Raw genomic sequence first — 19,120 nt, 5'->3', positions numbered from 1 at the left:
TTGTCCGCCACTCCGAGCCACCACAACCGGCTTTCCCCCCGTGGAACCGAGCCGGACGCACCGGGGCCGATCCCGGAGGTTGTGCCCATGTCGACTCGCCTGCCCGAATGGATCGACGAAGCCCGCCTCTCCCCCCGGTGGAGGGAGGTACGGACCGTGCTCGGCCACGGGCCGGGGGGGGAGAATCTGGGGAAGACCCTCGATCTGTCGGAGGCCGGCGCCGCGATCCGGTTCGAACGCCCCCCGTTTCCGGTACCGGGCCGGCTCTGGCGATTCTCCGTGGTGTTCGAACGCGGGGTGCGCACGCTGGCGGGCCGGGTGGTGTACGTGCGGCCCGACGGCCGGATCGGGGTGCGGTGGGAGGCCCTCTCCAAGGGAGACGCCGCCTTCCTGCGCGGCCGCTACTCCTCCGGGAGCCGGGGGAGGGTCACGTAGAACCGGCTGCCCCCCTCCGGGCCGTCCTCCACCCAGATGCGGCCCCCGTACCCGGTCACGATCCTGTGGACCACGGCCAGGCCCACCCCGCACCCGCCCCCCGGGCCCTTCACGAACAGGTCGAACACCCGCTCCCGGTCCGCCGGGGCCACGCCGCGGCCGTTGTCGGCCACGCACAGCACGTGGAACCCGTTCTCCTCGCCCTCGCCCCGCACCTCCACCCTCGGGGCCACGCCGGGCCGGGCGTAGCGGATGGCGTTCTCGATCAGGTTCCGGAACACCCGGCTCACCTCGGCCGGCCGCCCCCAGACCCGGGGCGGCACCTGGTGGTACCGGATGCGGGCGCCGGAGCGCTCGATCGGGTCCGCCATCTCGGCCTCCACCGCCCGGAACAGCGGTTCCAGGGCCACCGGCCCCAGGGGGCTGCTCTCCCGCCCCAGCGAGCTGTACTCCAGCATGCCCTCCACCAGGTTGCGTAGCCCGTCGGCCGAGCGCCGCAGGATCGCCAGCATCTCCCGCAGGCGCTTCGGATCCTCCTTGCCCAGCCGCTCCGACACCAGCTGCGCGTACCCGAGAACCGCCGTCAGGGGGGTGCGCATGTCGTGGCCGAGCACCCGCAGCAGCTGGTCCACCCGCTCCCGGGTCTCCTGTTCCCGCCGGGCCCGAGGGGTGGCGTTGTGAACCTGGACCAGCACGGCCGGGCCGCCCCGGTGAAGGATCATCTGCATCCCCAGATCCAGCACCAGGGTCCGTCCCCCCCGGCCCCGACCCTCGACCTCGACCCGGGGCAGCACCCGGGGCCGCTCGGCCAGGGAGGCCAGGGCCTCCCGGAACCGCTCCCGGGACCGGGGCATCAGTAGGGTCTCGAACCCCAGCCCCGCCGTCTCCGCCGCGGAGAGGCCGAACAGCTCCCGGAACGAGGGGTTCGCGAACACCACCTCCCCGTCCCGCAGCAGGGCGATCCCGTCCAAAGCCCCCTCCAGGAGCGACTGGTACAGCTCACGCAGCACCTCGGGCGCGTCCGGGCCGCACCAAGCCCGGCTCCACACCGAGGCCCACAAGGCCACCTCCTCGGCCCAGGCCACCGCGTCCGGGCCCGGCCCGGACGGCGCGCGGCTCGCCAACACCAGCATGCCCCGCCGGGCCCCGATGTGCAGGGGAACCGCCAGCTCCCAGCGCTTCCCCTCGCCCCGGAACAGCCGCGACACCGGCAGCTCGGGGGCATCGTTCTCCGGGTCGTGGCGCACCACGCTGCTCCCCTGCTCCACCACGGGAGCCAGGGGGTGGCCGCTCAGGCGGAAGGTGTACCCGGCCATCTCCTCCTCGGGCCGCTCGGCCCAGGACGCGCCCACCCAGTACTCTCCGGGCTCGGTCAGGGGAAGCACGATCGACAGCCGGTAGAACTCGATCCGCTCGGCGCAGGCCCAGGCCAAAACCTCGGCCCCCTCCTCCAGGGTCGAGGCCTCGGCCAACCGCAGCGCCAGCCGCGAAAAGGTGGCTCGATCCTCCGTGGTGGCCATGGGTTCTCCGATGTCAGCGGGACCGCCCCTGGGACGAATCCGCGGTTGAGATCCCAAAGGCGGAAAAGTCTACCCTCTCCCTCCGCACGGGGCTACCTATCGGCACGGGAAACGCGGGGCTTTACGTCACTTGGAAGCAGCGTCAGGCCCCTTGCGGGGCCGGGCGCCGGGGAGGGGTAACGTGCGTTGGTCCGGGGCCGGTGCCGGCGGCGGGGCATGGGTTTCAGGAACCGGAATTCAGCGGACAGGAGACAGGAAATCCCGAAAAGCGGTTTGGGTTCCCGGGGGATCCTCTCGGGGCACCGAAGAGCCTTCTCCCTCTCGTCCGGACCGGGGCATCGACATCCTCCGGCGTTGCCCACCCCCGACATCACGGGCTCGCGATCGATCCATTCTGGTACTCGGCAGGAACGGCGTCAACCGCGCTGCCCCGGTCACACGTCACCGCTAAACTGCCGTGAATCGTTAGGACGGTGGGACGTGCGGACGCTGGGACGGATGGGGCCGTGAATCGTGAATGGTGAATGGTGAATCGCTGGTCGTGAGTCGTTGGGACGTTCCGTCCGCTCGTTCGCACGTCCCAGCGTCCGCACGGCACCCCAACTGCCGTGGGTCGTTGGTCGTGAACCGTGGCAGATGTCGGGCAGTTCTCACCCCTTCAATCCAGGGGCGGAACCTCCTCCAGCGCGATGATCTCGCCCTCCCAGCCCCCTGCGCCGGCCCGCGCCTTCAGCCGGTGGTCTGCCGTCACGAGGGGCACGTTGCGCTTTCGAGCCAAGGCCAGATACGCGCAGTCGTACACGGCATGGCCGAGGCGGATCGCCGTCTCCGCGGCCTCGGCAAGAACCTCGGTGGCGGGGACCAGTAGGGAGAACAGATGGGGCAAAGCATCCACCACCGCCTTCATGTGCTCCGGTGCAGCCTCACCCCGAGCCACCCGCTTCCAAGCGACGTTCGCGACCTCCAGCAGCACCAGATCCGGCGCGATGAGCCCCTCGTGCCGGCCGAGCACCGCCCTGGCGTTGGGGGTCAACGGCTCGTCAAAGAACCACTTGGCCGCGACCGACGCATCCACCACGCAGATCATCGTGAATCCCGATCCTCGCGAATCAGATCCGCGCTGTCCGTGGAGGGACGCGGCGCCATGGCCCGAATCCGGTCCACCAGCCCCAGCCGCTCCTCCGGGCTGAGTTCGCTGGCCCGGGTCAGGATCTCCCGGAGCTCCTGCTCCAGAGCCCTGCCGTGAAGCGCGGCCCGCGCCTTGAGGGCACGGACCACCCGATCGTCGAGGTTGCGCACGATCACCTGAGCCATGGGATCCATCCTGCGAAGCCAAGGGGAATGATATCACCATTGATAGCACAAGATCCGGCACCCGACAAACGCTGGCCGGGCGATGTCGCCCCCTTTCCAAACCCCAGATCTCACGCCACGGCGCAACGACGCCACGGGGCGGGGAACGTTGGGACGTTAGGACGCTAGGACGGATGGGGCCGTGAATGGTGAATGGTGAATCGCTGGTCGTGAGTCGTTGGGACGTTGGGACGTTCCGTTCGCACGTCCGCACGTCCCAGCGTCCACACGGCATCCCAACTGCCGTTGGTCGTTCGTCGGAGGTCGTTCGTGGTGTCAACTGCCCCCGGTCGTTCGTGGTAGCCGACCCACGACCTACGACCTACGACGGACGGCTATTCCGGTGCTTCGGGGCGTTGCGTGAGCCCGAAGTCGGTCACGCTGCGACCTTTTCGATTGCGTCGGGTCAGGGTAGACTACGCCCATGGCCGACCTCCAGTCCCCCCACGATCGGTTCTTCCGGGATCTCTTCGCACGACCGGACGCGGCCCGGGAGTTCGTGCGCCACTACCTCCCGTCGGAAGTCACGGCGGCCCTCGACCTCGACACGGTGACCACCGTGCCCGGCACGTTCGTCGACCCCGATCTGCGCAGCCACCAGGCCGACGCCGTGTTCACCGTGGGCCTCAAGGATGGGGGCGAGGCCTTCGTGTACGTGCTCATCGAGCACAAGAGCTACCCGGACCGGCTCACGGCACTCCAGGTGCTGCGCTACGTCGTCCGGTTGTGGGAGAAAACCTTCCGGGAGACCGGGCAGCCCGGCCTTCCGCCGGTGATCCCGGTGGTCCTGTACCACGGCCGACCCCCCTGGCGGGTACCGGAGCGGCTCTCGGAGCTCCTGAACGCCCCCGAAATCCTGCGCGCGTATCAGCCGGAGCTTCGTTACCTGCTTTGTGACCTGGGCCGGTACGCGGACGAGGAGATCCGTGGGACCGCGATCCTCCAGGCGTCGCTGCTGGTCATGAAGCACATCTTCCACGACGACCTGGGGGAGGCGCTCTCGCGGGCCCTGGGACTCCTGGCAGACCTCTGCCAGTCCCAGACCGGGCTCGAAGCGGTGGAGGTGATGCTCCGGTACGTGGCCACGGCCACCGATCGGGTGGGTCCGGAGGAAATCCGAAACGCCCTCACAGCGGCTCTTGGGCCCGAAGGAGAAGAGATCATGCCGACGCTGGCCGAGAAATGGATCGAAGAGGGGAGGACGAAGGGCCTTCAGCAGGGAGTTCAGGAGGGCCGGCTGGAAGCCGCCCGAGAAAGCGTGCTGGAAGCCCTGGAAGCTCGGTTCGAGCCCGTGCCGGGGGACATCGTGGACCGGGTGCGCCTGGCCGACGACCCGGCAAAGCTCAAGATCCTCCTCCGACAGGCCGTGCGGGTCGAAAACCTCGACGCGTTCCGCGAGGCCCTGCGAATCGTTTTGGGCTGAGGACGCCCTCCGCTGGCACGCTGGGACGCTAGGACGGATGGGGCCGTGAATCGTGAATGGTGAATGGTGAATCGCTGGTCGTGAGTCGTTGGGACGTTGGGACGTTCCGTTCGCACGTCCGCACGTCCAAACGTCCACACGGAATACCGTCCGCTCGTTCGCACGTCCTAGCGTCCACACGTAATACCGTCCGCACGTCATCTGAACTGCCGCAGGTCGTAAATCGCCGGTCGCGTACATTGTACACCTTCAACCACCGACGACGAACAGCCAGCCCTGCCTTTCCGCTTCCTAGCCTCCTAGCGTTCCAGCCTCCCAGCCGACGCGAGGCGTCGCCACCCGTCACGGCCTTTCCCACGACCAACCACGAGCGACCTGGGACGCACGGCCTTCTCATCCCGGCTCCAGCCCTTGTCGTGGCTCAGTTATGGCGCTATCGTTGTGGCATCCAGGAGGCGCACCATGCATCGCACCACGATCATGCTCGACGACGCATTGATTCACCGCGCTCGGCAACGAGCCGAGGCCGAGGGGATTTCTCTCGGCGAACTCATTCGCCGCTCCCTCGCCCGCTTTCTCGAGGAACCTCGGGGGCTCGATCCCTTCTTCGCGGACGACGCCGTCTATGAAGACTCGGGCCCCGCCGACATGGCCGCGGAACACGACCGGTACCTCTACGGTGAAGGGGCATGACCTACGTCGACACGGGCGCCTTCTTCGCCCGCTACGTGGCCCGAGACCAATACCATTCCTCGGCACGCCTCGCCTGGAAAGAACTGGAAACCACCTCCGGCCCTGTATTCACCAGCAACTTCGTCCTCGACGAGCTCTTCACCCTCCTGGCCCGCCGAACCACGTACCGGTTCGCCGCCGACCGGGCCCGAGCCATCCTGTCGTCTGCACGACTGACCATTCTTCGCCCAGGCCCTGAGGAAGAAGAAAAAGCGGTCAGCCTGTTCGAGAAATTCGGCGACCAGGCGGTCAGTTACACCGACTGCATTTCCTTCGTTCTCATGGATCAAGCCAGACTTCGGCGTGCGTTCACCTACGACCGCCACTTCCAACTCGCCGGCTTCGAGATTTGGCCCACGGATCTCCCGCCACGGCGCAACGACGCCACGGGGCGGGGGACGTTAGGACGCTAGGACGTTGGGACGCTAGGACGTTGGGACGGATGGGGCCGTGAATCGTGAATGGTGAATGGTGAATCGCTGGTCGTGAGTCGTTGGGACGTTGGGACGTTCCGTTCGCACGTTCGCACGTCCAAACGTCCACACGGAATACCGTTCGCACGTCCGCACGTCCTAGCGTCCACACGGAATACCGTTCGCACGTCCGCACCTCCCAGCGTCCACACGGCATCCCAACTGCCGTTGGTCGTTCGTCGGAGGTCGTTCGTGGTGGCCGACCCACGACCTGCGACGGACGATCAACCACGAACGGCTATTCCGGTGCGTCGGGGCGTCGCGTGAGCCCGAAGCCGGTCCCGCTGCGGCCTTTTCGAATGCGTCGGGTCAGGGTAGACTACGCCCATGGCCGACCTTCAGACGCCCCATGACCGGTTTTTCCGCGACCTATTCGCCCGGCCCGAGGCTGCCCGGGACTTCGTGCGACACTACCTGCCCACCGAGGTCGTGGAGTGCGTGGATCTGAACACCCTGGAGCCGGTACCCGGCTCGTTCGTGGACCCGGAACTGAGGGAGCACCTGGCCGACGCCGTGTTCTCGGTGAGCCTGAAGGACGGCAGCGACGCCTATGTGTACGTGCTGATCGAGCACAAGAGCCACCCGGACCGATTCGCGGCCTTCCAAGTGCTCAGGTACATCGTACGGCTGTGGGAGCGGGCGCTCAGGGAAACCGGCGTGAACGGGCTGCCCGCGGTGATCCCGGTGGTGCTGTATCATGGTAGATCCGAGTGGAGAGCGCCGCGGGACGTGGGGGATCTGGTGGAGGCGCCGGAGGGGCTCGCAGCCTATCAACCCCGGCTTCGGTACGAGTTGTGCGACCTGGGGCGGTATGGGGACGAAGAGATCCGGGGGGCGGCGATTCTGCAGGCGTCGCTGCTGGTGTTGAAGCACATCTTTCGGGAGGACCTGAGGCAGGCGCTGCCCCGGGCGTTGGGACTGCTGAGGGAGTTGGTGGACACGGCCTCGGGTTTGGAGGCGGTGGAGGTACTGCTACGCTACGTGACGGTGGCGACGGACACGGTGGGCCCGGCCGATCTGGAGCGGGCGGTCACCGAGGCTCTGGGGGCGAAAGGAGAGGAGATCATGCCGACCATCGCCCAGAAGTGGATCGAACAGGGAATGGAGAAGGGGCTCCAGCGGGGACTCCAGCAGGGGCTTCAGCAGGGGTTGATGGAGGGACAGATCAAGGCGGCCCGGGAGGACGTGATCGACGCCTTGGAGGCGCGGTTCGAGCCCGTGCCGGGGGACATCGTGGACCGGGTGCGACTGGCCGACGACCCGGCAAAGCTCAAGATCCTCCTCCGACAGGCCGTGCGGGTCGAAAACCTCGACGCGTTCCGCAAGGCCCTGCGAATCGTTTTGGGCTGAGGACATCCTCCGCTGGCACGCTGGGAGGCGGAAAGGCCGTTCGTCGCAGGTGGTTTGTCGTTGGTCGTGCCGTCCCAACGACTCACGACCAACGACCAGCGGCCTTTCCAACCATTCACGATTTACGATTCACGATTCACGGCCCCATCCGTCCTAACTTCCCAAAGTGCGCGCCTGTCGCCCTCCCCCGTCACCCGTCTGTCCCTTGGACACAGTTGACACCGTGGCATGACCTTGGGGCCACAGGGCGCGATGGGCCGAGAATCCGTTAGTCCCGTGGCGTTTTTCTGGAATGGCCGCATCACGCCTTGAGGGCGTTGTGCAAGAGAGGCACTCTTGAAGCCAGAAGCGATACTCTTCGAGCCTGAAAGCGAACCGGAAGGCCCGGCTACCCCAAAGTGCACGAGTAGATCTAATATGTTGATATTGCCTGGCATTCTTATGACTTCTCCCTGCCTGTAGCGTCTCCCTGGGTCGCCTGGGAACCCACGGTGTCAACTGTGGCTAAAGGGCAGGTCACCCGTCACGAGAATCCCGTTTCGAAGCTTGCCAACGCCGACGCGCCACAGCGACTGTTACTAATACCTACAAAAGTATTGCCAATTCCCTACGCGGCGTATCGGCAACTTGGGGCCAGGAAAAACCCTCGAATCTTGTCTGGCATCCGCTGCAACGAGCGCAGGGCGGAGAGGACCCGAGCCTTCAGGTCCTCCTTCGATTGCATCAACTCCCGGGCCACTCGCCGCTTCACCTGCGACCACACCAGTTCGTCTGGATTGAGTTCCGGCGAGTACGGCGGAAGGAAAAACAGCGTGATCTTCCCGTCCATCTCCTCCAACAACTCCCGAACCCTTTTGGCACGGTGAATCGCATGCCGATCCACGATCAGGAAGATCTTCTGCTCCACCCCGGCGGCCAACCGCCTCAAGAACGTGCAAAACACCTCCGCCGTCACCGTGCCCTCGTGCACCATGAACCGAAACTCACCCCGAGGGCTCACGGCCGAGAGCATGTTCACCGAAAAGCGCTTCCCCGTCGCCTTCACCACCGGCGTGCGCCCCGCCTCCGCCCACGTGTGCCCCTTGTGGTAGTCCGACCGGATCCCAGACTCGTCCGCAAAGAAGATCAGGGCGTTCTCCTTGCGCGCCCGTTTGCGGATCTTCGGGTACTCCTCCTCCCGCCACTTCTCCACCAAGGCCGGGTTCTGCTGGTACGCCCGGTGAAGCGGCCTCTGCGGCGTGAACCCCAAGGCCCGCATCACCCGCCCCACCGAGACTTCGCTCAACCGAACCCCAAACTTCCAGCGGATCAACTCTCGAATCATGCCCAACGTCCACAGGGCAAACGGAAAGCTCATCTGCTGCGGGTTCTTGTCTCGGACCGTGTGGGCGATCCATGCCATCTGCGCCGCCGTCAGCTTCGGAGGCCGCCCCGTCTTGGGCTTGTTTCGAAGCGCCTCCTCGCCCCCGTAATGGAAGCGCTCGATCCAGCGGTAGATCGTCCGCGGATTGATGTCCAGGGTCTTGGCGAGTTGCTCAGGGCTGACCCCTTCGCGTACCTGGCGCACCACCCGGATGCGCAAGGCTTCCTGAGCTTTTTTGTCGAGCGATCGGTTGTCTGTTCTCCGTTTACATTTCATGCGCTCATACTAGCACATCCGGCAATACTTTTGAAGGTCTTAGTAAGAGTAAGACGATGATCCCGATTGGTGCCAACGCCACTGCCGTGTTCCTCCACCCCTCATCTATTCGTGCCCAAGCGCGCAAATACGTTAGTACCAATCCTGTTTCGGGGAGCAAGTCCGACGTGTCCAATGCTACCTCTCCACTTTTTGCCGCATCAAACAGCTCTCTGGCGCTGACCACAGCATATCTGGGATCGGGCACCAACATCCCCAAGAGCTGGTCAAACTTACCGATAACTTCTCTATCAGGCACTCCGTTGCGAACAAAACTGAAGCTGTGCATCATGACAACCGCCGTGCCGACCCCAGCCTCGAGTAGCGATCTCAGAACGTAACGGATCTCGCTAAGAGTGGAGGACTCTAAGTCAACAAAGCCAAGCTTCTCCCATGGGCCCAAGGAGAACTGCACGTAGCTTGTAACTGGCACTTCCAAGATCCCGTTTACGACGACCGGGCGGTTGAAGGTCCCGACACGTTTTTGTGCTGGGCGCCAGAATGGCACAGAGTAGTTGTAGCTGAAATCCATCGGGATCCCGACCGCAGCACAGGCGAGCAAAGTGTCAAGGTTTCCAGCGTAAGCTCCTGCACGGTGCGCCACCGGCCGCCAGTCTCCAACCCAGCCCTGAATCTTTTCAAGCCCCCACTTCAAAACTTTAGTTTGAGTGGTTCGATCTACCTCTCGCATCGACCAAAAACCGAAGGCAGGCTTCGGGTGAGTGTGCAGTTCAAGATCATGCCCACGTCGTACTATAGTCCGACAGGCTTGAGAAAGAACTTCCTCGCCGTAAACTGGTGTCTCATACGGATTCACAAAAAACGTGCCTTTCACTCCATGTCGATCTAAAATATCCATCATCTTTTCAAGCCCAAACCGTTCATCTTCTCCTGGCACTCGCCCAAGTATATCGATCAGGGGATTCCCGACACCTCGACCACTACCCCGTGTCTCCACGTCTATTGTAAACAGAACATACATACGCTCCTGCTCATTCAGCCCAGCCAGACCAGGCGTTACGAAGCCGAAGCAGGCGAAAAAAAATATCAGGATCAGACTAACTGAACGACCACCGGCTAAAGCCGGTGGGTTCTGTTGCGACTGAAAGTCGCTGGTTGCGGCTGAAGCCGCTGTCGTGCGGCTAAAGCCGGCTCAAGCCCGTGCTTCGTCGGACACCTTGAAGTCGTCCTCCGGCGGCACAGTCTGCTGCTCGATATACGCTTTGATCACCTCGTCCGTCACCGTGCCCGACGAAGCACAAAAGTAGCCCCGAGCCCAAATGTGCTGCCCCCAATACCGTTTCCGAAGAGACGGAAACTCTTGCTGCAACATCTTTGACGATCGTCCCTTCACATACTGCATGATCCGAGCCGGCGACAAGCTCGGAGGAGCTGACACAAACAGATGAACATGATCCTTACTTACATAGCCCTTCAGTATCGTGATCTCTCGCGCCATGCATATTTGCCGGATAATATCCCGCGCGCGCTCCGCTATCTCCCCTCTCAGAATCTTGTATCGATATTTCGTCACCCATACAAAGTGATACTTGATGTCATGGACTGTGTGTGCCCCTCTTCGATACTCTGCCATCGCGGACCTCCTTGCTGGTCCGCCAACCCTACAAAGAAAAACCTGCTGAAGCAATTCCGCCTAAAGGCGAAGGATTGTGACCTGGCACTTCGAAATTGAACCATCCACTCTGCTCACGTGTCTCCCCCTTCAGCGTGCGTGCGCCGGCCCGGGCCTTCAGCCGGTGGTCTGCCGTCACGAGGGGCACGTTGCGCTTTCGAGCCAAGGCCAGATGCGCGCAGTCGTACACGGCATGGTCGAGGCGGATCGCCGTCTCCGCGGCTTCGGCAAGAACCTCGGCGGCGGGGACTGTTGCTGATCGCCAATATGGAGCCATTCGAGGATCGCCGTAATCGAGCCACCTCATGATCGCCTAATGGGGCCACCCGATGATCGCCTAATCGAGCCACCCCAGGATCGGGGTAATCGAGCCACCTGATCTGTCTGCCCGAGGGTCTCGGACTTCCATCCACCGGGGTATCCTCCTCGCTCCCCTTTCCCAGGAGCCTCAGAGGAGATCCCCATGGCCAACCGGAGGTTCGAGATGCACCAGTACCGAAACGTCCTCGTTCGCATGCGGCTCGGCGAGTCCAACCGCAAGATCGCCAAGGCCGGCCTCATGGGCCGCGCCAAGGCCTCCGCCTTCCGGAAACTCGCCGCCCAGAACGGCTGGCTCGATCCCGACTCCCCCGTGCCCGACGAGGCCGCCATCGCCCAGGCCCTCGGCTCCACCGGGCGGGCCACCCCGCGGGCCGGGTCCTCCCTCGAGCGCTACCGCGACGAGATCACCCGCTGGATCGAACTCGGCATCCAGGGCACCACCATCCACGAGGCCCTGTGCCGAAAGCACGGCTATACTGGACACTACTCTTCGGTGCGCCGCTTCGTGCGGGGGATCCGTAAGGCCAACCCCCAGGCCACCGTGATGTTGGAGTTCGCCCCCGCAGAGGCCGCCCAGGTCGACTTCGGCAAGGGGCCCACGATCCCCCATCCCCTCACCGGCGAGCTCCAGTCCACCTGGGTCTTCGTGATGACCCTTGCCTGGAGCCGCCATCAGTACGCCGAGGTCGTCCCCGACCAGAAGGTCTCCACCTGGCTCGCCTGCCACCGCCGCGCCTTCGAGTGGTTCGGCGGCGTTCCCGCCCGGATCATCATCGACAACGCCAAGTGCGCCATCGTGCGCGCCTGCTACCACGATCCCGAGGTCCAGCGCTCCTACGCCGAGCTGGCCGAGGGCTACGGGTTCCTCATCGCCCCCTGTCCCGTCCAGGACCCCAAGAAGAAGGGCCGGGTGGAGTCGGGGGTGAAGTACATCAAGCGCTCGTTTCTGCCGCTGCGCGAGTTCCGCGACCGAGTCGACGCCAACCGCCAGCTCCACGAGTGGATCCGCTCCACCGCCGGAAACCGCCTCCACGGCACCACCCACGAGCGGCCCCTCACCCGGTTCGCCGAGGTGGAGCGCCACGTGCTTCGCCCCCTTCCTGACGTGCCCCCCATCATCGGCGTGTGGACCCGCGTGAAGCTCCATGGCAACTGCCACGTCACGTTCGAGAAGGCTTACTACTCCGCCCCCTTTCGCCTCGTGCGCCAGACGCTGTGGCTGCGCGCCACCCCCTCGACCGTGGAGCTCTACCTCGACCACGAGCTCGTCGCCTCCCACCCTCGGCTGGCTCGCCCCGGCGAGCGCTCCACGGTTGCCGATCACCTCCCCCCGGAGGCGGTGGCCTACTGGATGCAAGATCCCCAGTGGTGCCTCAAGAAGGCCCGCTCCCTGGGGCCCGCCACCCACGAGCTCATCGAGCGCCTGTTCGCCCACCGGGTCCTCGACAACCTCCGTGCCGCCCAGGGGGTGATCCGCCTGGCCCAGCGCTTCGGGCCCGAACGCCTGGAGGCCGCCTGCCGCCGCGCCCTTCGCTTCGACGACCCCCGCTACCGCACCGTGAAGACCATCCTCCAAAAAGGCCTCGATCAACAGCCCGAACCGGCCGAGCCCTCCGCGCTTGCCGAGGCCTACACCGGCAAGGGTCGCTTCTGCCGGGATGCCACCCAACTGCGCCTGTGGGATCCACCCCCGGCACCCCAGCGGCCCGGACCCGGCGAACCCCACTGAGGTGCCGCCTCACGGCGGAGCCTGTTCCTCTTCCACCCCTCCACTCAACGGAGACGAACCCATGAACCCCATGCCTCAGCTCGCCCCCTTGCTCAAGCAGCTTCGCCTCTCCGGCATCCTCGACTCCCTCGAGGCCCGAAACCGTCAGGCCGTGGAGCATCAGCTCTCCTACACCGAGTTCCTCTCCCTGCTCATCCAGGACGAGATCGCCCGCCGCGAGCACAAAAAGCTCGCCCTTCGGTTCCGGCGTGCCGGATTCCGCGGCGAGAAGACCATCGAGAACTTCGATTTCGCCTTCAACCCCGGCGTCAACAAGGCCCTCATCCTCGATGTCGCCACCTGCCGCTTCCTCCACGAGAAGGTCTGTGTCCTCATCGTCGGCCCCACCGGCACCGGCAAAAGCCACCTCGCCCAGGCCATCGGCCACTGCGCCATCCGCCAGGGCCACGATGTGCTCTTCACCTCCGCCTCTAAGCTCCTGGGCTCGCTCCATGCCGCCCGGGCCACCGATACCTACGAACGCCGCTTCGCCGCCCTGGCACGGGTCGATCTGCTCATCATCGACGACTTCGGCCTCAAACCCCTGCGCCCACCCCAGGACGAGGACTTCCACGACCTCATGAACGAACGCTACGAGCGCGCCTCCACCATCCTCACCAGCAACCTCGACCTGGGCGAGTGGGGCCAGGCCTTCCCCAACCGCCTGCTGGGGGCCGCCACCATCGACCGGATCCGCCACGGCGCCTACCGGATCGTCCTGGAAGGCCAGAGCTACCGCTCACCCCGCCCCCTGCCGGACGACGCCCCCCGGGAGGCCGTTGCCTCGACGCGTCGGAAGGGGTAGGGTCAACACCGCCGGGACCCTCTGAGGCAGGCCGGTCTGAGTGGCTCCATTACGCCGATCATGACCCGGCTCCATTAGCCCGATCATGAGACCCCCAAACTGGCTCCATTAGGCCGATCATGGGTGGCTCCATTAGGGCGATCCGTGACAGGGACCAGCAGGGAGAACAGATGGGGCAAAGCATCCACCACCGCCTTCATGTGCTCCGGTGGAGCCTCACCCCGAGACACCCGCTTCCAAGCGACGTTCGCAACCTCCAGCAGCACCAGGTCCGGCGCGATGAGCCCCTCGTGCCGACCCAGCACCGCCCTGGCGTTGGGGGTCAACGGCTCGTCAAAGAACCACTTGGCCGCGACCGACGCATCCACCACGCAGATCATCGTGAATCCCGATCCTCGCGAATCAGATCCACGCTGTCCGTGGAGGGACGCGGCGCCATGGCCCGAATCCGGTCCACCAGCCCCAGCCGCTCCTCCGGGCTGAGTTCGCTGGCCCGGGTCAGGATCTCCCGGAGCTCCTGCTCCAGAGCCCTGCCGTGAAGCGCGGCCCGCGCCTTGAGGGCACGGACCACCCGATCGTCGAGGTTGCGCACGATCACCTGAGCCATGGGATCCATCCTGCGAAGCCAAGGGGAATGATATCACCATTGATAGCACAAGATCCGGCACCCGACAAACGCTGGCCGGGCGATGTCGCCCCCCTTCCGAACCCCAGAGCTCACGCCACGGCGCAACGACGCCACGGGGCGGGGAACGTTGGGACGCTAGGACGCTAGGACGGATGGGGCCGTGAATCGTGAATGGTGAATGGTGAATCGCTGGTCGTGAGTCGTTGGGACGTTGGGACGTTCCGTCCGCACGTCCGCACGTCCCACCGTCCACACGGCATCCCGTCCGCACGTCCCAACGTCCGCGCGTCCTCCCGTCACCGCAGTTCACCGTGAAAATCCGTATCCACCTGTGGCCGACGGGCACTCGGCACCTAAGCCCCCACCACCCCCCGAAACACCGCCTCCACGGCCTCCGCCACGTCCTGCCAGGTACGGCCTCGCAGGGCTGCACGAATGGCCGCCGGATCCCAGGGGTGCGCCAACGCCCGCGACAACGCCCCCCGGAACGCTTCGGGGTCTCCGGGCTCCACCAGAAACCCCGTCCGGCCCTCCTCCACCCACTCGGGGATGCCGCCGACCCGCGTGGCCACCACCGGAACCCCGCTCGCCAGCGCCTCTAGCACCACATTGGGGCACCCCTCGGCCCGGCTAGCGAGGCAGAACAGGCTTGCCTCCGCGTACAGTCGGGGCATCTCCTCGTGAGGTACCCGCCCCAGGAACCGGACCCGGGCCTCCAGGCCCAGGCCCCGGGCCAGGGCCTCCAGGTGCGGGCGCTCGGGGCCGTCGCCAGCCACCCACAGCTCGGCCTCGGGCTCGAGGCCGGCGACGGCCCGGATCACCACATCCACCCCCTTGCCAGGCACCAGGTTGCACACGGTGAGCAGGCGGTGGCGGGACCCTCTTGGCCTTTCGCGAGGGGAGAAACGCCCTAGATCCACCCCGTTGGGGATCACATGGACCCGCATCGAGTCTGCCCCCAAGGCCACCATACGGTCCTTGAGCTCCTGGCTCACGGCGATCAGTGCGTCCGCGTGGCGAACCGCCCACCGCACCTTACCCCCGATTCCCCGCAGATCCGGGTACAGGTTCACGTCCGTGCCCCGGGCACTCACCACCACGGGCACGCCCAACCGCCGGCCCAGCTTCACGGCCGCATAGCCGTCCGGATACACGAAGTGGGCGTCGATGAGGTCGAACGGCCCCTCTTCGCGCCACAAGCGCTCCGCGACGCCAACCGCGCCCCGGGCCATGCTGTCGCCCTGGAAGAACCCGCCCACGCCCGGAACCATGAAATACCTGGGGTGGCAGATCCGCCAACCGTTTCGTCGCTCTTCCCGGGGAATGCGGGAGAACACGTCCCATTTTGTTTTCCAGGGAAGCCGGGGGAACAACGGCACCGGCGTCACCACGGCCCACCCCTCGGCATACCTCTCCGCCCATGCCCCCATGCGCCGGGCCACGAACCCGCCGAAATCCGGTTGGACGGCGTTGGGAAAAAGGGAGGTGAACGTGAGGACCCGCAGGCCCCCGTCCCCGGCTGCCGTCATCGCAGAGTGATCTCCGTCACCAAATAGGCAGCCACCTGATCCGGAGGAACGTCCTCGCTACGCCAGCCTTCTGGGGGACGTTCCTGGGGCGGGAAGCCCGGCGGGGGGCGATGCTGCCCATCGTCGGCGTTGCTCGGCGCCACCCGGATCCACTCCATGCCGGGAGCGGAGGGCTCATCCGGATCCCAGGCGATCACCGAGGTGGTGAGCGTGTCGCGCCGGACGGCCCACTTACGTCCCCGGTAACGCACGGTGACTGACGGTCCCAACATCTCGGGCCGAAGACGGTGAACCAAAAAACCTTTCCACTTCCCCCCGGCCGCAACCCCAATCTCCCGATAGCCCGCGGGCTCACCCTTCGCATCCGCCAAGTAGGCCACCCCTAGTCCCCCGTCACCGCCTACCGCCTTTTGCACGGCCGTTGGCGCGCCCACCGAATCGGCCTCACCAAACGCTCGGTTCAGCTCGCTTCGGGAGGTGCCCAAAAAACTCGATATGAACACCCGGTATCTTCGTGCCCGATTCGTGGGGTTGATCAAAACAATGGGGACTCGAACTTCTGCTTCAGAAGAAGGAACCTCGCGAGCCACATAGTCTGGTTCAAATATGGCCGTCGCCTCCTTCCGAACCACGGCCATATTATCTATATCCAAAGGGGTGATATTGCCAACGTTTGCCAATACTCGGAATTGAAGCTGTCGCAAAGAAGAAAAGAAATCCAATTCCCCAGATACCGCTCTGGCCGCGTAAAAATGGTAGTATTCCCTTTGGTGACGGAAAGCACTCGGGGACAACTCCACCCGAACCCAGCGACCTTCTGCTCCAGGCAAGAGTCGCATATTGGCGTACCCGTGCATCATTGAGTCAGTGGTCCCAGACCTACCATTCTTGCCGCCTACCCACCGATCGCCAGGAGCCCAGTGGTACGTCCAAACACCTAATGTATTCTTGCCCACATCAATCAGAGGGCTTCCATTTCTCACTCGGAGAGTGAACGTTAAGCAGTTCAGGGGAAGCTCGCGGTAAAGGGCAGTTCCGTTAACTAGATACCTCCATCGAACGGCGTACTGAAAGAACAAATCACGATGGTCAGAACCAATCAAAAATCTGGCAAATTTCCCACCTACAGGAGACTCTCTCTCCAGAATCATCGCGATCTTTGCGTCTCGTGGCCGAAATCCAGGCTGAACAAAAGAGGAAACAGGGACGCCCTGTTCAAAATCTGCTAGAACTCGGGCGTTTTCGAATGCTGCTTTCGAAAACGAGAGAGTCTCTCCCCCAAAAAACACCGAACAGAACCCGAGCACACACCATGCTGCCAAGCATCCAAATTCTACAACCCATCTCCTTGACGACGCAGGACGTATATGAGCAGAATGCATCCCCTGACATACCCCCATCAACACACATCTCTCCACTTGCTGTTACCCATCCAACCAGCGAAATCCACACGCGACACACAAGCAATCTCTAACAAAGCTGCCACAGCCAAGATAAAGGAAACAATTTACATCCTTACCGCGACCCTCCTTGCCCGTTTGACATCTTTTCTGGCGGCAGAACAAAGAACGATCATTCTAATATGATCCCTGAAACCTGTACGTCTCCGACTGTTGATAGCTGACCACATAGAACAAACCTGCTCCAACCGATACAACAGCCCAAACAGCTGGCATTCTGGTGCTCCGGGCTGAAAGTCCGGGTTCGCGTCGCGAAACGCGGCCTGGAGCGCGAACACCCGTGACCTACTGACTAGAGGATTCCCCAAAGCGAGGTCGGCCAAGCGCATCCAGAACTGCATCGCATCTCTGCCGGCAGGGCCCATAAGGCAGCGCCCGAAATCAATGACAACGATCCGTCTCACCTTCGGGTGGACGAAAATATGATCTGGCCAGAAGTCTCTATGGGTCAGGCTGACGGAATAGTGCCCAGTTAGACGGCATCCCAGCATTTCAGCAACATCCCTCAACCGGCTGAGCACGCCCCTCGTCATCCCGGGCACGCGCCAACCCGAAATCTCGTCGCAAAGTTCCGAAATCCGGGCTAAGATCGGCTCCACGGGAAACTTTGCGGGCTCGTCAGCGCGCGTCCGTCTCTCCAGATGTGTCAACCACCTCCCCACCATCCAAGCCGCTCGAAGTCCTCTTCGAAAACTTTTTTCGTCCGCACCCCGCCCCACAGCATTTCGGAGGAGATTCCCGACCTGGACGCCTTCGACCCACGAGAGAACCACCAATCGACGTCTTTCATCGCAGGCCACGAGTCTTGGGACCGCATATGGTTCAGTTGCCCCCGAGTATTCGGATAGAAGTGTCAGCCCCATCACCTCACGCTCAAACATCCGCTTCGACGCATGACGCTTCACAAAAAAACGCACGGGCTCGCCACGTGCGTCCGTAGCGGCCACCCTCCACGTCGAAGAGGACGGATTCCGCCGTGCCTCCTCAACCTGAGCGTTTTTCACCCCCACCTCGGCCGACAGCCACAACTCCAAGGCCCGCGCCATGTCGTCAAGATGTCGATTTCTGGCAGACAGACTATGCTCTCGCGACGATTCCGAGCACATGAGCCATCCAATATGAAGAGACGCGCGCAATGAATTTGAAAAACGTCTTTTTTATTTTTGGAAATTCCGACACCGCATCAAGCTCTCTACAAATGGAGTGATACGGTTGATCTAAATCAATCACGTGGCTCGGCGTTTTGTAATCTGGGATCAGCCAACGGAACGAGACATCGGAGAATCCGGCCTCCCGCAGAAGCCGGAGATACTGCCTATGGCCATAGGATCTCCTGGTCGTGGTTGGCAACCCCAGCCGTGACCAGCAGTACACGCTTGTCCGATTGCGCTCTGCAAGATACAGTACTCCGCCTGGGCGGATCACCCTCCGGAACTCGGCTAGTATTGCCCGCTCTGCACTCCACCTGCTCATGTCAGGATAAGCCGATGGGAGATAGGGAAGCACCAAATTAAGAATTGCCAAATCGAACGAATGGTCCGGAAACGGCAACCTCATTGCGTCGTCGTGGAGCACCAGGGTCAGTTTCTCCAGCCCTTCCTGTTCTGCGCGTAACGCGGTGAATCGAAGCCGCTCGAGGCAACCGTCTACCCCTACGGTCTCCTTGCAGAGACCAGCCAACGGAATACAAACCCCCCCCAGTCCACATCCGTAATCCAGAACCACGGCATCCATCAGACTAGGTCCCGCGTCCAATATCCCGTTCAGACGATGAGGATGCTCGATGGTTCGGACAAGGCCGGGGTTCACGGCGGTCACGTACGTGGCCACCGCGTCCCTCCAGCCCTCACGCTCCGCCAGCTCGAGCAACTGCTTCATCTGCGGCCGCGTCAACTCCCCGTAGAACTCGTCTCGGTGGCAGAACCACACAATGGCACCTTCGCGCGTCCCGGTGGAACCGCAGCTCGGGCACAAAAGCATCGAGTCCTTTTCATCCATTGGCGTCCGACACG

General features: G+C 63.8%; 19 protein-coding genes. 7 read left to right on the top strand and 12 right to left on the bottom strand.

The window, feature by feature from the left end:
* The first annotated feature begins 87 nt into the window (after positions 1-87).
* A complete protein-coding gene (locus tag DEFCA_RS0103390) occupies positions 88-435 on the top strand; it encodes a PilZ domain-containing protein (protein WP_025321633.1) in 348 nt (115 codons plus the stop codon).
* On the opposite strand, the gene DEFCA_RS0103385 is transcribed toward DEFCA_RS0103390, so the two are convergent.
* The 3 genes from DEFCA_RS0103385 to DEFCA_RS21955 form a co-directional block, all read right to left on the bottom strand.
* A complete protein-coding gene (locus DEFCA_RS0103385) occupies positions 402-1,955 on the bottom strand; it encodes a sensor histidine kinase (RefSeq protein ID WP_025321632.1) in 1,554 nt (517 codons plus the stop codon). The two genes, DEFCA_RS0103390 and DEFCA_RS0103385, sit on opposite strands and share 34 nt — an antisense overlap.
* Positions 1,956-2,613: 658 nt before the next feature.
* On the bottom strand, positions 2,614-3,042 hold the full coding sequence (locus tag DEFCA_RS21960; protein ID WP_025321631.1) for a type II toxin-antitoxin system VapC family toxin: 429 nt from the start codon (positions 3,040-3,042) through the stop codon (positions 2,614-2,616).
* Positions 3,039-3,269, bottom strand: a complete 231-nt coding sequence (locus tag DEFCA_RS21955; RefSeq protein WP_025321630.1) for a FitA-like ribbon-helix-helix domain-containing protein — start codon at positions 3,267-3,269, stop codon at positions 3,039-3,041. Before DEFCA_RS21955 ends, DEFCA_RS21960 begins: the two co-directional genes overlap by 4 nt.
* 463 nt (positions 3,270-3,732) lie before the next feature.
* On the opposite strand from DEFCA_RS21955, the gene DEFCA_RS0103370 reads away from it, so the two are divergent.
* The 4 genes from DEFCA_RS0103370 (at position 3,733) to DEFCA_RS0103355 (ending at position 7,286) form a co-directional block, all read left to right on the top strand.
* A complete protein-coding gene (locus tag DEFCA_RS0103370) occupies positions 3,733-4,731 on the top strand; it encodes an Rpn family recombination-promoting nuclease/putative transposase (RefSeq protein WP_025321629.1) in 999 nt (332 codons plus the stop codon).
* Positions 4,732-5,193: 462 nt separating this feature from the next.
* The gene (locus tag DEFCA_RS0103365; RefSeq protein ID WP_025321628.1) at positions 5,194-5,424 is read left to right on the top strand and encodes a ribbon-helix-helix domain-containing protein; all 231 of its coding nucleotides are present in this window, start codon (positions 5,194-5,196) and stop codon (positions 5,422-5,424) included.
* Positions 5,421-5,876, top strand: coding sequence for a type II toxin-antitoxin system VapC family toxin (locus DEFCA_RS0103360; protein WP_025321627.1), 456 nt, complete (start codon positions 5,421-5,423; stop codon positions 5,874-5,876). Before DEFCA_RS0103365 ends, DEFCA_RS0103360 begins: the two co-directional genes overlap by 4 nt.
* Before the next feature lie 387 nt (positions 5,877-6,263).
* Positions 6,264-7,286, top strand: a complete 1,023-nt coding sequence (locus DEFCA_RS0103355; RefSeq protein WP_025321626.1) for an Rpn family recombination-promoting nuclease/putative transposase — start codon at positions 6,264-6,266, stop codon at positions 7,284-7,286.
* Between the two features lie 607 nt (positions 7,287-7,893).
* Here DEFCA_RS0103355 and DEFCA_RS0103350 read toward each other — a convergent pair.
* From DEFCA_RS0103350 to DEFCA_RS21950, 4 genes are all read right to left on the bottom strand, one after another.
* Positions 7,894-8,925: an IS630 family transposase gene (locus DEFCA_RS0103350; RefSeq protein ID WP_025321625.1), complete on the bottom strand. Its 1,032-nt coding sequence runs from the start codon at positions 8,923-8,925 to the stop codon at positions 7,894-7,896.
* A gap of 4 nt (positions 8,926-8,929) precedes the next feature.
* A complete protein-coding gene (locus tag DEFCA_RS21260; protein ID WP_084318736.1) occupies positions 8,930-9,946 on the bottom strand; it encodes a polysaccharide deacetylase family protein in 1,017 nt (338 codons plus the stop codon).
* 171 nt (positions 9,947-10,117) lie between these two features.
* Complete coding sequence (tnpA, locus tag DEFCA_RS0103345) at positions 10,118-10,558, bottom strand: IS200/IS605 family transposase (RefSeq protein ID WP_025321573.1); 441 nt, start codon at positions 10,556-10,558, stop codon at positions 10,118-10,120.
* A gap of 28 nt (positions 10,559-10,586) precedes the next feature.
* Entirely contained in the window at positions 10,587-10,904 is a 318-nt protein-coding gene (locus DEFCA_RS21950) for a type II toxin-antitoxin system VapC family toxin (RefSeq protein ID WP_169709426.1), read from the bottom strand.
* 177 nt (positions 10,905-11,081) lie between these two features.
* On the opposite strand from DEFCA_RS21950, the gene istA reads away from it, so the two are divergent.
* Both istA and istB read left to right on the top strand, forming a co-directional pair.
* On the top strand, positions 11,082-12,647 hold the full coding sequence (istA, locus tag DEFCA_RS0103340; RefSeq protein ID WP_245693527.1) for an IS21 family transposase: 1,566 nt from the start codon (positions 11,082-11,084) through the stop codon (positions 12,645-12,647).
* A gap of 61 nt (positions 12,648-12,708) precedes the next feature.
* Positions 12,709-13,491 carry an IS21-like element helper ATPase IstB gene (gene istB, locus DEFCA_RS0103335; protein ID WP_025321623.1) on the top strand — a complete coding sequence of 261 codons (783 nt, stop codon included), beginning with the start codon at positions 12,709-12,711 and terminating at the stop codon, positions 13,489-13,491.
* A gap of 83 nt (positions 13,492-13,574) precedes the next feature.
* Here istB and DEFCA_RS0103330 read toward each other — a convergent pair whose 3' ends face one another.
* The 5 genes from DEFCA_RS0103330 to DEFCA_RS21250 all read right to left on the bottom strand — a co-directional run bounded on the left by DEFCA_RS0103330 (position 13,575) and on the right by DEFCA_RS21250 (position 19,106).
* Positions 13,575-13,871 carry a type II toxin-antitoxin system VapC family toxin gene (locus DEFCA_RS0103330; RefSeq protein WP_025321622.1) on the bottom strand — a complete coding sequence of 99 codons (297 nt, stop codon included), beginning with the start codon at positions 13,869-13,871 and terminating at the stop codon, positions 13,575-13,577.
* Positions 13,868-14,098, bottom strand: coding sequence for a FitA-like ribbon-helix-helix domain-containing protein (locus DEFCA_RS0103325; RefSeq protein WP_025321621.1), 231 nt, complete (start codon positions 14,096-14,098; stop codon positions 13,868-13,870). The genes DEFCA_RS0103330 and DEFCA_RS0103325 overlap by 4 nt, the downstream gene beginning before the upstream one ends.
* Before the next feature lie 374 nt (positions 14,099-14,472).
* Complete coding sequence (locus tag DEFCA_RS0103320; protein ID WP_029733489.1) at positions 14,473-15,648, bottom strand: glycosyltransferase family 4 protein; 1,176 nt, start codon at positions 15,646-15,648, stop codon at positions 14,473-14,475.
* 1,507 nt (positions 15,649-17,155) lie between these two features.
* On the bottom strand, positions 17,156-18,154 hold the full coding sequence (locus DEFCA_RS24635; protein ID WP_407919182.1) for a phosphotransferase family protein: 999 nt from the start codon (positions 18,152-18,154) through the stop codon (positions 17,156-17,158).
* Positions 18,155-18,185: 31 nt separating this feature from the next.
* Entirely contained in the window at positions 18,186-19,106 is a 921-nt protein-coding gene (locus tag DEFCA_RS21250; protein WP_169709424.1) for a class I SAM-dependent methyltransferase, read from the bottom strand.
* Positions 19,107-19,120 lie beyond the last annotated feature (14 nt).

The organism is Deferrisoma camini S3R1 (genome assembly GCF_000526155.1).
GTDB classification, from domain to species: domain Bacteria; phylum Desulfobacterota; class Deferrisomatia; order Deferrisomatales; family Deferrisomataceae; genus Deferrisoma; species Deferrisoma camini.
This window is presented reverse-complemented; position numbering and strand designations above follow the sequence as displayed.

Excerpts from the sequence above, each read along its gene's own strand:
- istB (WP_025321623.1), top strand. The coding sequence starts at position 12,709 with ATGAACCCCATGCCTCAGCTCGCCCCCTTGCTCAAGCAGCTTCGCCTC.
- DEFCA_RS0103325 (WP_025321621.1), bottom strand. The coding sequence starts at position 14,098 with ATGGCTCAGGTGATCGTGCGCAACCTCGACGATCGGGTGGTCCGTGCC.
- DEFCA_RS24635 (WP_407919182.1), bottom strand. The coding sequence starts at position 18,154 with ATGGCGCGGGCCTTGGAGTTGTGGCTGTCGGCCGAGGTGGGGGTGAAA.
- DEFCA_RS0103385 (WP_025321632.1), bottom strand. The coding sequence starts at position 1,955 with ATGGCCACCACGGAGGATCGAGCCACCTTTTCGCGGCTGGCGCTGCGG.
- DEFCA_RS21260 (WP_084318736.1), bottom strand. The coding sequence starts at position 9,946 with ATGTATGTTCTGTTTACAATAGACGTGGAGACACGGGGTAGTGGTCGA.
- DEFCA_RS0103365 (WP_025321628.1), top strand. The coding sequence starts at position 5,194 with ATGCATCGCACCACGATCATGCTCGACGACGCATTGATTCACCGCGCT.
- DEFCA_RS0103330 (WP_025321622.1), bottom strand. The coding sequence starts at position 13,871 with ATGATCTGCGTGGTGGATGCGTCGGTCGCGGCCAAGTGGTTCTTTGAC.
- DEFCA_RS0103350 (WP_025321625.1), bottom strand. The coding sequence starts at position 8,925 with ATGAAATGTAAACGGAGAACAGACAACCGATCGCTCGACAAAAAAGCT.
- DEFCA_RS0103355 (WP_025321626.1), top strand. The coding sequence starts at position 6,264 with ATGGCCGACCTTCAGACGCCCCATGACCGGTTTTTCCGCGACCTATTC.
- DEFCA_RS21960 (WP_025321631.1), bottom strand. The coding sequence starts at position 3,042 with ATGATCTGCGTGGTGGATGCGTCGGTCGCGGCCAAGTGGTTCTTTGAC.
- DEFCA_RS0103370 (WP_025321629.1), top strand. The coding sequence starts at position 3,733 with ATGGCCGACCTCCAGTCCCCCCACGATCGGTTCTTCCGGGATCTCTTC.
- DEFCA_RS0103320 (WP_029733489.1), bottom strand. The coding sequence starts at position 15,648 with ATGACGGCAGCCGGGGACGGGGGCCTGCGGGTCCTCACGTTCACCTCC.
- DEFCA_RS21950 (WP_169709426.1), bottom strand. The coding sequence starts at position 10,904 with ATGAGGTGGCTCGATTACGGCGATCCTCGAATGGCTCCATATTGGCGA.
- DEFCA_RS21955 (WP_025321630.1), bottom strand. The coding sequence starts at position 3,269 with ATGGCTCAGGTGATCGTGCGCAACCTCGACGATCGGGTGGTCCGTGCC.
- DEFCA_RS21250 (WP_169709424.1), bottom strand. The coding sequence starts at position 19,106 with ATGGATGAAAAGGACTCGATGCTTTTGTGCCCGAGCTGCGGTTCCACC.
- istA (WP_245693527.1), top strand. The coding sequence starts at position 11,082 with ATGCACCAGTACCGAAACGTCCTCGTTCGCATGCGGCTCGGCGAGTCC.
- DEFCA_RS0103390 (WP_025321633.1), top strand. The coding sequence starts at position 88 with ATGTCGACTCGCCTGCCCGAATGGATCGACGAAGCCCGCCTCTCCCCC.
- DEFCA_RS0103360 (WP_025321627.1), top strand. The coding sequence starts at position 5,421 with ATGACCTACGTCGACACGGGCGCCTTCTTCGCCCGCTACGTGGCCCGA.
- tnpA (WP_025321573.1), bottom strand. The coding sequence starts at position 10,558 with ATGGCAGAGTATCGAAGAGGGGCACACACAGTCCATGACATCAAGTAT.